We start from the raw sequence: 11,288 nt of genomic DNA on the forward strand, positions 1-11,288 counted from the left end.
AAACGTATTACACCTTCGCCCCGCGTCCCGCGCGCCAGGTGCCGAAGAGGGCGAGCAGCCCCGGCACCAAAATCAAAGCCCAGATGATCTTTTCGAGGTGCATGCGCACCCAGGGCAGATTGCCGAAGAAATAGCCGGCCGTGCAAATGCCCAGCACCCACAAGAGCGCGCCGCCCACGTTGTAGGCGCTGAATTTGCCGCGCCCCATGTGCGCCACGCCCGCGACGAAAGGCGCGAAGGTGCGTATGAAGGGCATGAAGCGCGCCAGCACGATGGTGATGCCGCCGTAGCGCTCGTAAAACTCGTGCGCCTGCAGGAAGGCGCGGCGGTTGAACCAGCGCGAATCCTCCCACTGGAACACCTTGGGGCCGACGTAGCGCCCGATCGAATAATTGCACTGGTCACCGAGCACCGCGGCAAGCAGCAGCACCGCGCAGGCCGGCGCAAAGCCCATGAGGCCCGCGCCGCTCAGCGCACCGACCATGAACAGCAGCGAATCGCCGGGCAAGAACGGCATGACGACCAGACCCGTCTCGACGAACACTATCAAAAAGAGCAGCGCATAGACCCACAGGCCGTAGTTCTGCACGAACATTTCGAGGTATTTGTCCACGTGCAGGACGAAGTCGATCAGGAAGGTCGCAAACTCCATGGTGCTTTCGGCAAGAGGAAGGGGGAGCGGTATTATCCCCAGCCTGCAAAAATCCCTTTAGCCCTGCACCGCCCTCCCCTGCCCGCCTGCATCGCGGGCGGTTTCGTCGTTCCATGACATCTCCAGCGATCCGCCGCCCCATCCGTGAACTGCCCGACGAGCTCATCAGCCAGATTGCCGCAGGCGAGGTGGTCGAGCGCCCGGCTTCGGTGGTGCGCGAGCTCGTGGACAACGCACTCGATGCCGGCGCCACGCAAATCACCGTGCGCCTGCTTGCGGGGGGCGTGCGCCTGATTGCCGTGGAGGACGACGGCAGCGGCATTGCGCCCGACGAACTGGCCATTGCCCTGCGCCGCCACGCGACGAGCAAGATCACGAGCCTGCACGACCTTGAAACCGTGGCGACCATGGGTTTCCGTGGCGAGGCGCTCGCGGCCATCGCCTCGGTGTCGGAGCTGGCGCTGCTGTCGCGCCCGCCCGAGCAGGCGAGCGCCTTTTTGCTCGACGCGCGCAGCGGCGAACTGCGCCCGGCGGCGCGCGGCGTGGGCACGACGGTGGAAGTCAAGGAGCTGTTTTTCTCCACGCCCGCGCGGCGCAAGTTCCTCAAGTCCGACGCCACCGAGCTCGCGCACTGCATAGAGGCCGTGCGCCGCCACGCGCTCGCGCGGCCCGACGTGGGCTTTGCCATCTGGCACGAGGGCAAGCTCGTCGAGCAGTGGCGCGCCACATGGACACCGGGTGCGCCGCCCTCCCCCGATGCGCTCGAGCGGCGCCTGGCCGACGTGCTCGGCAGCGACTTCGTGACGCAGTCCGTGGCCGTACAGCACCAGGCGGGCCGCGTCACGGTGACGGGGCGCGCGGGCCTGCCCGACGCGGCGCGCGCGCGCGGCGACCAGCAATACTGCTACGTGAACGGCCGCTTCGTGCGCGACAAGGTGCTCACGCACGCGGCGCGCAGCGCCTATGAAGACGTGCTGCACGGGCAAAAGCAGCCGATTTACGCGCTCTACGTCGAGCTCGACCCCGCGCGCGTCGATGTCAACGTGCACCCGACCAAGATCGAGGTGCGCTTTCGCGACAGCCGCGAAGTGCACCAGGCCGTGCGCCACGCGATCGAAGACGCGCTCGCGGCGCCGCGCGCCGCCCTGCTCGCCAAGCAGGGCACAAACCCTGTGCCGAGCGCGCCGCAGCTGCGCCCAGAGGGCAGCGACGATTCAAGGCCAAAATGGCCGCAAACCAAGGCGTGGCAAGCGCAAGCAGCTATGCAATTTGAGGATGGCGCAGGCCACCGCGTGCACGACCTCGCCGCGCTGTGGGGGGCGCCCTCCTATGCCCCGATGTCGGCAACGCCAGGCGCCGAACCGGCTCTCGCTGGCACCGCAGGCGCCTACGCAGGTGATACGGCAAACGCCTTGGCGCCGCTGCCCCTAGGCGTACAAGAGCGCGCCGCCACATTCAGCATTGCGTCAGCGCCACCCACGCCACCATTGACGCAAGCCGCCGCCACCGCCACCCACGACAATCATGCGCCGCATGCCGACGCGTCCATGCCGCTGGGCCAGGCCGTCGCGCAACTGCATGGCATCTACATCCTGGCCGAAAACGCGCAGGGGCTGGTGCTCGTCGATATGCACGCGGCGCACGAGCGCATCGTCTATGAGCGCCTCAAGGCGCAGGCCGCCCAGGGCGCGCGCATCGCGAGCCAGCCGCTGTTGATCCCGGCCACCTTTGCGGCCACGCCCGAGGAGGTCGCCACGGCCGAAGAAACCGTGGAACTGCTCGCCACGCTGGGGCTGGAAGTGACGCCGTTTTCGCCCAAAACGCTCGCGGTGCGCGCCGTGCCTGCGGTGCTCGCGCAGGCCGAACCCGTGGCGCTCGCGCGCAGCGTGCTCGCCGAGATCGCGGCGCACGGCGTCAGCGGCGTGGTGCAGCGCGCGCACGACGAGCTGCTGGCCACCATGGCCTGCCACGGCGCCGTGCGCGCGAACCGGCGCCTCACCATCCCCGAGATGAACGTGCTGCTGCGCCAGATGGAAGTGACCGAGCGCTCCGACCAGTGCAACCACGGTCGCCCGACCTGGCGCCAGCTCACGCTGCGCGAGCTCGATGCGCTGTTTTTGCGCGGGCGCTGACCCACTAAACCGTGCCATGCACCTCCTGCTGATCGAAGACGACGCACCGCTCGCGCGCGCCCTGCTCGACTTTCTCGCGGGCCAGGGTTTCATCGGCCAATGCGCGCCCAGTCTGGCGCAGGCGCGCGCGCTGTTGCCGCTCGCGCACTGGGATGCGGTGCTGCTCGACTGGCAACTGCCCGACGGCGAAGGGCTCACGCTGCTGCCGCTGCTGCGCCGCCAGCTGCCGGGCAGCCCCGTGCTCATGCTCACGGCGCGCGACCAGATCACCGACCGCATCCGCGGCCTCGATGCCGGCGCCGACGACTACCTCGTCAAACCTTTCGACCCGCAAGAGCTGCTCGCGCGCCTGCGCGCCGTGGAGCGGCGCATCAGCGGCATGCACAGCGCCGTGCTGCGCATGCCGGGGCTGGAGATCGACCTGGGCCGCCAACTGGTGCTGCGCGACGGGCAGCCGGTCGAGCTCACGGCCAAGGAATGGGCGCTGCTGCGCGTGCTCGCCCTGCGCCCCGAGCGCATCCACACGCGCGAAAGCCTGCAAGCCGCGCTCTACGGCCTCGACGGCGAGGCCAGCAGCAACACGCTCGAAGTGTTCATCAGCAACCTGCGGCGCAAGATCGGGCGCGAGCGCATCCAGACGCTGCGCGGCCTGGGCTACCGGCTGCAACTGGGTGCCGCGTGAGGGCGCGACCCGAGAACGCCAGGAGGACGCGATGAGGAAAGCCCCCGCGAAAGTGCGCCGCACGCGCAGCCTCTCGTGGGCGCTCACGCGCGCGCTGCTGCCCTGGACGGGGCTGCTGTGGCTTGCCACCAGCATTGCCGTGGGCTGGTACATGCAGCACGAGCTCGAGGCGCAGCTCGACGCCGGTCTCATGCAAAGCGGCGAGCGCCTGCTCGATCTGGCCTCGCACGACGCGCGCAACCACCGCCTGCCAAGCCAGCGCGACGGCACGCTGTTTCGTGAGGAGGTGCCGCACCTCAACCTCGGCAACACCGCCCCGAGCGTCATGCTCTACCAGGTGGTGAACGACCGCAACGAGCTGCTGCTGCGCTCGTCCGACGCGCCACACCGCGCCTTGGCCGTGCCGCTGCGCACGGGCTTTGCCAACGCCCAGGGCTTGCGCATCTACACCCTGGCGCACCCGGACATGCCCATGTTCATCCACGTGGCCGACACGCTCGAATACCGCCGCGCCGCACGCAACGAGACCTTGGCCGGGCTGCTGCTGCCCTTGCTCGTGCTGCTGCCCGCCTACGCGCTGCTGATCCGCGCCATCACGCGCCGCACGCTGGCGCCGGCCGGGCGGCTCGCGCGCGAGCTGCAGCAGCGCGACGGGCGGCATCTCGCGCCGCTGCCCGAGCAGGACTTGCCGACCGAACTGCAAACCATAGCGCGCAGTGCCAACCATCTGCTGCAGCGCCTTGCGGACGCGCTCGACACCGAGCGCGCCCTGGCCGCGAACGCCGCGCACGAGCTGCGCACGCCGCTGGCCACCGTGCGCCTGCACCTGCAGACCGCACTCGATCAGCTGCCAGCAGGCGCCGGGCAGGCAGCGCTGCAGCAATCCCTTGTTGCGCTCGAGCGCCTGAGCCGCCGCTGCGAAAAACTGCTGCAGCTCTCGCGCGCCGAGTCGGGCGCAGCGCTTGCGCAAGAGCGCATCAACCTCGGCCAGCTCGCCGCCGTGGTGGCGCAGGAATTCTGGTCTGCCGACGCGCGCCTGCTGCAGCGCCTGCAACTGGTGCTGCCAGAGCACACCGACGTCTGGGTGCGCGGCGACTTCGACGCACTCGCGATCGCGCTGCGCAACATCGTCGAAAACGCCCAGCGCTACGCCCCCGCGGGTCCCATCGTGCTCGAAGTGCGCGCACCTGCCCGCTGCAGCGTGCGCGACCAGGGGCCGGGCATGGCGCCCGCGCAGATCGCACAAGTGCTGCAGCGCCACCAGCGCGGCCAGGCGGCCTGCGGCACCGCATCGCCCGACGCGCATGGCGTGCGCGTGCCGGGCTACGGCCTGGGCCTTTCGATCGTGCAGACCATCGCCGAGCGCCAGGGCGGGCGGCTCATGCTGCGCTCGCCGCCCGTGGGACAAACTTCCGGACTTGAGGCCGTGCTGGAACTCGTGCCGGCCTGAGACGCTTCTGACTGTTCTGACAGCGCGGGCCCGGCAGCGCCGCCGCCATTCATCTTGTCTTCAGGAAAAAGCCTTATCGTCACGCCCAGTGCGCCACCGTGGCGCGATCCACAAATGACAGGGGTTTTCCACATGCCAACGTATTTGCGTGCACGCTGGGCGCTGCGCGTGTTCCTTGGTGCCTCGCTGGGCGCGGCTGCGGCCTGCGGCGCGCAGGCCGCGCAGGCCGCGCAGGCCGCGCAGGCCGCGCAGCCGCAGCCCACGCCACCAGCGCCCGCGAATTCCACCGCCGCCAAAACCGCGCCCCCGGCCGCAAGCAAGCCTGCATCCTCCGCTGCTGCTCCAAATTCTGCAGCAAATGCCACCGCCCCTGGCCTGACCCCGATCGCCTGGAGCGCTGCGCAGGCGCAGGCCGCGGGCGTGCGCACGCAGGTGGTCACCGCCGCTGCGGCGGGCGCGGCCGCGGGCATGGTGCTGCAGGGCACGGTGGAGCTGCCGCCGCAGGCCGTCGAAGTGCTCAGCGCGCCTTTGGCCGGGGTGGTGCAGCGCGTGTACGTCGGCGCGGGGCAGCAGGTCAAGGCCGGCGCGCCGGTGGCGCAACTGCTGAGCCCCGAGCTCGTCGCCTGGCAGCGCGATCTGCTACAGGCCAAAGAGCAGGAGCGGCTTGCTGCGAGCCGGCTGGCGCGCGATGAAAAGCTGCATGCCGAGGGCATCATCGCGGGCTTGCGGCTCGAAGACAGCCGCGCCCAGCACCGGCTCGCGCAGCTCAACGTGCAAGAGCGCCAGCAGGCGCTGCGCCTGGCCGGTGCAGCGCCCACGGGCGCTCAGCTGCAGCCCGCGCTCGCGGTGCGCGCCACGGCGGCAGGCACGGTGCTCGAGGTGCAGGCCGCGCCCGGCCAGCGGCTCGAGGCCGGCATGCCCGTGGCCAAGCTCGCGCGCAGCGGACAGTGGGCGATCCGCCTGCAGGCCACGCCGGCGCAGGCGCAAAGCCTGCACGTGGGCGACTTGCTGCGCGTGCCGGGTTGCAAGGCGCCGGCGCGCCTTGCAGCCATCGTGCCGCAGGTGGATGCAGGCAACCAGATGGTGCAGCTGCGCGCCGACTTCGACGCCAAGGAGGACTGCCTGCGCGCAAACCAGTTCGTGCAGGCCACGGTGCTCCCAGGCGCTACGCCTTCAGGAGCTTCTCACGCAGTATCCACGGGCGCTTTGCTCGCATTACCTGCAGAAGCTGTGGTGCGCGACCAGGGCCGCGCCTACGTGTTCGTCAAAACCCCCAAGGGCTTCGTGCCCACGCCGATCGAGGTGGCCAGCGAAAGCGGCGCCCAGGTGCTCGTGCGTGCGGGCCTGCGCAGCGGCGCCGAGGTCGCCGTGCGCGGCCTGGCCGCGCTCAAGGGCGCGTGGCTGGGCATGGGCGCTGAGGAGTGACGATGCTGTCCCGCCTGATTGCCTTTTCACTCGCGCAGCGGCTGCTCGTGGCCGTGCTCACGCTGGGGCTGCTGGCCGCGGGCGTGCTGGCGCTGCGCGACCTGCCGATCGACGCCTTTCCCGATGTCTCGACCACGCAGGTCAAGATCATTCTCAAGGCACCGGGCATGACGCCCGCCGAGGTCGAAACGCGCATCGTCGCGCCCATCGAACAGGAGCTGCTGGGCATTCCGCACCAGGTGATGCTGCGCTCGCAAAGCAAGTATGCAATCGCCGACATCACGCTCGACTTTGCCGACGGCACCGACATCTACTGGGCGCGCCAGCAGGTCAGCGAGCGGCTCGCGGGTGTGATGGGCGACTTGCCTGCAGGCACTACGGGCGGGCTCGCGCCCATCACCACGCCGCTGGGAGAAGCCTTCATGTTCACCATCGAAGGGCCGGCGAGTCTGGCCGAAAAGCGCCGCGTGCTCGACTACGTGGTGCGCCCGCGCCTGCGCGATCTGCCCGGCGTGGCCGACGTGAACACGCTGGGCGGGCTGGTGCAGACCTTCGAGGTGGTGCCCGACGTGGCGGCGCTGGCCGCGCGCGGCGTGTCGCTGCAGCAGCTGCAGGACGCGCTCGCGGCCAACAACCGCAACGATGGCGCCGGGCGCCTCTCGAGCGGCGAAGAGTCGCTGCTGGTGCGCAGCGACGGCAGCATACGCTCGCTCGACGACGTGCGCGCCATCGCGATCACGCAGCGCGGCGGCAACGCCGTGCGCGTGGGCGACGTGGCCACGGTGCAGCTGGGCGCGCTCACGCGCTACGGCACGGTGACCGAAAACGGCCAGGGCGAGGCCGTCGAGGGGCTGGTGCTGAGCCTGCGCGGCGCCAACGCCAAGCAGCTCGTGCAGGACGTGAAAGACCGCCTGCAGGAGATCCAGGCCAGCCTGCCCAAAGACATGCGCATCACCCCGTTTTACGACCGCGGCAACCTCGTGGGCCGCGCCGTGGGCACGGTGACCAAGGCGCTGCAGGAGGCCATCGTGCTCGTGCTGGTGCTGCTGCTGCTGTTTCTAGGCAACCTGCGCGCAGCGCTCGTGGTGGCCTTGATCCTGCCGCTGTCGGCGCTGGCCACCTTCGTGCTCATGCAGCAGTGGGGCTTGTCGGCCAACCTGATGTCGCTCGGTGGCCTGGCGATTGCGATCGGCATGCTGGTGGATGCGGCCGTGGTGGTGGTGGAGAACATCGAGGCGCGCCAGGGCGAGCGCAGCGTCTCGCGCCTGCACATGCTGTACCGCGCCACGCAAGAGGTGGCCACGCCGGTGGCCGCGGGCGTGCTCATCATCATGATAGTGTTCCTGCCACTCTTGACCCTGCAGGGGCTGGAGGGCAAGCTGTTCGGCCCGGTGGCACTGACCATCGTGTTTGCGCTCGGCGCTTCGCTGCTGCTGTCGCTCACCGTGATCCCGGTGCTGGCCTCGGTGGCGCTCCCGCAGGGCGCGCACCACGGCAGCCCCTGGCTGGTGCGCAAGCTCGAAGCCGCGTACCAGCCGCTGCTGCACTGGGCGCTGGGCCATGCCCGCGTGGTCATCGTCGCGGCGCTGCTCGCGCTCGTGGGCGCGGCGGCCCTGTTTCCGCTCATCGGCAAGTCGTTCATGCCCACGCTGGACGAGGGCGACATCATCATGCAGGTGGAAAAGCTGCCCTCGATCAACCTTGCACAATCGGCCGCCACCGACATGGCGCTGCAGCGGCGCATCCTCGCGGCCGTGCCCGAGGTGCAGCGCATCGTCGCGCGCGTGGGCTCGGACGAGCTCGGCCTGGACCCGATGGGGCTCAACGAAACCGACACCTTTTTGGTGCTCAAGCCGCGCGAAACCTGGCGCTTTCAGACCAAGGAAGAGCTCGTGGACGCGATCCGCAAGGCCGCAGGCGCGATTCCCGGCGTGAACCTGAGCTTCACGCAGCCGATCGAAATGCGCACCTCAGAAATGCTCTCGGGCGTGCGCGGCGACCTCGCGATCAAGATTTTCGGCCCCAATGCCGACGAGCTCTCGCGCCTGGCAGCGCAGATCGTGCAGGTGGTACAGGCCCTGCCCGGCAGCGAAGACGTGCTCACGGCGCAAAACGGTGGCGTGCAGTATTACCGCATCGCCATCGACCGCGTGGCCGTGGGCCGACTCGGGCTCACCGTCGATGCGGTGCAAAACGACCTGCGCGCCTTGGTGGAAGGCCAGCGCGTGGGCGTGGTGATGCAGGATATCCGGCGCGTGCCGCTGGTGGTGCGCGGCAGCGAGGAGCTGCGCCTGTCGCCCGCCCAATTCGCGCAGCTGCGCCTGCCGCTGGCCGACGGGCGCACGGTGGCGCTGAGCCAGATCGCGCAGCTCGAGGTGATCGACGGGCCCGTGAAGATCGAGCGCGAAAAGTCCCTGCGCATGGCCGTGGTGCGCGCCAACGTGCGCGGGCGCGATTTGGTGGGCTTCGTCGCAGAGGCCAAGGCCGCCGTGGCGCAAAAGGTGCCGCTGCCCGCGGGCTACAGCCTGGCCTGGGGTGGCCAGTTCGAAAACCAGCAGCGCGCCGCCGCGCGCCTCAGCATGGTCGTACCGGTGGCGCTGGCGCTGATCGTGGGCGTGCTGTTTGCCACGCTGGGCAGCCTGCCGCAGGCGATTCTGGTGTTCGTGAACATTCCGCTGGCGCTCATCGGCGGCGTGGTGTCGCTCGCGATTTCGGGCGAATACCTGTCGGTGCCGGCCTCGGTGGGCTTCATTGCGCTCATGGGCATCGCGGTGCTCAATGGCCTGGTGCTGGTCACCTACTTCAACCAGCTGGCCGCGCGCGGCATGCCCGTTGAAGAAGTGGTGCGCCAGGGCGCATTGCGCCGCCTGCGCCCCGTGCTCATGACGGCCAGCATCACCGCGCTGGGCCTGATCCCGCTGCTGCTGGCGACCGGGCCGGGCTCCGAAATCCAGCGCCCGCTCGCGGTGGTGGTGATAGGCGGGCTGGTCAGCTCCACGGCGCTCACACTTGTGGTGCTGCCGATTCTGTACCGGCGCTTTTTCGACCCGGCCACGCACCGCGCCAAGCCGACCACGACCGAGGGGGCCGCATGAGCCGCAACCAAACCACCACTGCGCCCGACTGCCTCCTGACGCTGGCGCTGCCACAGGCACTCGAAGAAGAGCTGCTCGACGCGCTGCTGGCCCTGCCCGAACAGGTGCCGGGGTTCACCGTGCTGCAGGCGCAAGGCGTGGGTGCGCACGTCGCCCTGCCCTCTTCGATGGAGCAGGTCACGGGCCGCGCGCGGCGCGTGCTGGTGCAGGTGGCACTGCGACAAGACCACGTGTCCACCTTGCTGCAAGCCCTGAAACAACACCTGCCCAGCCCGCAGATCGCTTACTGGATTGTGCCCCTGCTGGCTTTTGGACGATTGGGAGACGTTGCGTGAGATTCCGCCTGAAGTTTTGCATTCCAGCGGGCCGTCGCCCTTGCTTTCCCTATGGCTTGCGCGCGCTGTCCCTGGCCCTCGCAGCCGCGGGTGGGTGGACGGCCGCCGCGGCGCAAACCCCGCCGCCCGTGCTGCCGCCCGAAGCCAGCGTGCGCGCAGTGCTCGCGAGCCTGCCGCAGGTGCGCGCAGCCACCGCCGGCATCGACCTGGCGCAGGCGCGCAAACGGCGCTTGGATGCCGGCCCCTACGACTGGGTCGCCAAGACGGCTTACGACCGCCGCGTGGCCGCGCAGGGTAAGCGCTTTGCCGAGGAGGAAATCGGCGTGGAAACCGGGCTGCGCTGGCCTAGCAAGCAGCGCACCGACGCGCAACTGGGCGAAGGCGAGGTGCAGATCGGCCAGTTTGCCTACGCCGACGCCTGGCATGAGGCCGCACGCACGCTGCTGCGCGACTGGTTCGATGCGCTGCGCGAACTGCACAGCGCCAAGGTGCTGCAAGCGCAGGCCGAGCTCGCGCAGGCGCAGCTTTCCGCCATCGAACGCCGCGTGCAGGCAGGCGAAGCCGCCAAGCTCGACACCCTGGCCGCGCAGGCCGAAGCCGCGCGCATCCAGGCCCAGGCCGTGCGCACGCGCGCCCAGGCGCAGCTGTTGCAGCAAGCCTTGCAGCGCCAATACCCAGGCCTGCCGCTGCCCAGCGACGCGGGCCTGGAAGAGGCTGCTCTGGAGGGCGCCGACATTTCCGTGCCCGACTGGGCGCAAAAAATCCTCGCCGACAACCACGAGCTCGAACTCGCACAGGCGCGCGCCGCGCAAGCGCGCTTGCAGGCCCGCCGCACCGAGCAGGAGCGCACGGGCGATCCCACGGTGGGCGTGCGCGCGCGGCGCGAGCGCAGCGGCGAAGAGCGCATCTGGGGCGCCTACCTTTCGATCCCGCTGGGCAGCGCAGGCCGCCGTGCCGACGCGCAGGCCGCTGCCGCGCAGGCCGAAATGGCGCAGCAGGAGTACGAACGCACGCGCCAGCGCGTCACCACCGACGCCTGGCGCGCCGCGAGCGAGGCGCAGCAAACACGCACCACCTGGCAGCAGTTGCACCGCGCATGGCAGCAGATCGCACAAAGCGCGCAACTGCAGGCGCGCGCCTACGAACTCGGCGAAAGCCCGCTCGCCGACCTGCTGCTGGCGCGGCGCAACGCGCTCGAAGCGCAGCTCGCTGCCGACGGCGCCGCGCTCGACGCCATGCAGGCGCAGGCGCGCCTGCTGCTCGATGCGCACCACATCTGGGCAGCACCTGAAGAAGGCGCACATTGACGCAATGTATTGGTGCGATGTATTGGTGCGATGTATTGGTGCAGACGCACCAAAATAATGCATATCCGCATGTTTTTTCTACATATTCACCCGGCAACTAAGTTTTGCTCTGCGGCATAGCTCACCCGCGGGTCCTCGAAGTAAGAACGCACCCGCTCAGGGTTATCGTGCAGCATCTGCATGTGTGTCTCGGTGGCCTGCCTGAGCTTG

8 protein-coding genes are annotated in these 11,288 nt (G+C 69.6%); 7 read left to right on the top strand and 1 reads right to left on the bottom strand.

The genetic code is table 11. From position 1 onward, the window contains the following. Positions 1 to 7 precede the first annotated feature (7 nt). Positions 8 to 652, bottom strand: a complete 645-nt coding sequence (locus FK527_RS09920) for a DedA family protein (RefSeq protein WP_144732931.1) — start codon at positions 650 to 652, stop codon at positions 8 to 10. 113 nt (positions 653 to 765) lie between these two features. Between FK527_RS09920 and mutL the strand changes: the two genes are divergently transcribed. The 7 genes from mutL (at position 766) to FK527_RS09950 (ending at position 11,078) form a co-directional block, all read left to right on the top strand. After that, positions 766 to 2,784: a DNA mismatch repair endonuclease MutL gene (gene mutL / locus FK527_RS09925; protein WP_144732934.1), complete on the top strand. Its 2,019-nt coding sequence runs from the start codon at positions 766 to 768 to the stop codon at positions 2,782 to 2,784. A 16-nt stretch (positions 2,785 to 2,800) separates the two neighbouring features. Next, the gene (locus tag FK527_RS09930; RefSeq protein ID WP_144732937.1) at positions 2,801 to 3,466 is read left to right on the top strand and encodes a response regulator; all 666 of its coding nucleotides are present in this window, start codon (positions 2,801 to 2,803) and stop codon (positions 3,464 to 3,466) included. Positions 3,467 to 3,497: 31 nt separating this feature from the next. Beyond that, a complete protein-coding gene (locus tag FK527_RS09935; protein ID WP_144732940.1) occupies positions 3,498 to 4,916 on the top strand; it encodes a sensor histidine kinase in 1,419 nt (472 codons plus the stop codon). Between the two features lie 132 nt (positions 4,917 to 5,048). Then, positions 5,049 to 6,341 (top strand): efflux RND transporter periplasmic adaptor subunit, encoded by a 1,293-nt coding sequence (locus tag FK527_RS09940; protein ID WP_186298423.1) that lies wholly within the window; start codon positions 5,049 to 5,051, stop codon positions 6,339 to 6,341. Positions 6,342 to 6,343: 2 nt separating this feature from the next. Beyond that, on the top strand, positions 6,344 to 9,436 hold the full coding sequence (locus FK527_RS09945) for an efflux RND transporter permease subunit (RefSeq protein WP_144732943.1): 3,093 nt from the start codon (positions 6,344 to 6,346) through the stop codon (positions 9,434 to 9,436). Further along, entirely contained in the window at positions 9,433 to 9,771 is a 339-nt protein-coding gene (locus FK527_RS17260; protein WP_186298424.1) for a DUF3240 family protein, read from the top strand. Before FK527_RS09945 ends, FK527_RS17260 begins: the two co-directional genes overlap by 4 nt. Continuing rightward, positions 9,768 to 11,078, top strand: a complete 1,311-nt coding sequence (locus FK527_RS09950; protein WP_186298425.1) for a TolC family protein — start codon at positions 9,768 to 9,770, stop codon at positions 11,076 to 11,078. Before FK527_RS17260 ends, FK527_RS09950 begins: the two co-directional genes overlap by 4 nt. Positions 11,079 to 11,288 lie beyond the last annotated feature (210 nt).

The sequence above is a fragment of the Extensimonas perlucida genome (assembly GCF_007655255.1).
Lineage (GTDB): Bacteria > Pseudomonadota > Gammaproteobacteria > Burkholderiales > Burkholderiaceae_C > Extensimonas > Extensimonas perlucida.

Coding starts and splice junctions, on each gene's coding strand:
- FK527_RS09940 (WP_186298423.1), top strand. CDS start 5,049: ATGCCAACGTATTTGCGTGCACGCTGGGCGCTGCGCGTGTTCCTTGGT.
- FK527_RS09935 (WP_144732940.1), top strand. CDS start 3,498: ATGAGGAAAGCCCCCGCGAAAGTGCGCCGCACGCGCAGCCTCTCGTGG.
- FK527_RS17260 (WP_186298424.1), top strand. CDS start 9,433: ATGAGCCGCAACCAAACCACCACTGCGCCCGACTGCCTCCTGACGCTG.
- FK527_RS09930 (WP_144732937.1), top strand. CDS start 2,801: ATGCACCTCCTGCTGATCGAAGACGACGCACCGCTCGCGCGCGCCCTG.
- FK527_RS09945 (WP_144732943.1), top strand. CDS start 6,344: ATGCTGTCCCGCCTGATTGCCTTTTCACTCGCGCAGCGGCTGCTCGTG.
- mutL (WP_144732934.1), top strand. CDS start 766: ATGACATCTCCAGCGATCCGCCGCCCCATCCGTGAACTGCCCGACGAG.
- FK527_RS09920 (WP_144732931.1), bottom strand. CDS start 652: ATGGAGTTTGCGACCTTCCTGATCGACTTCGTCCTGCACGTGGACAAA.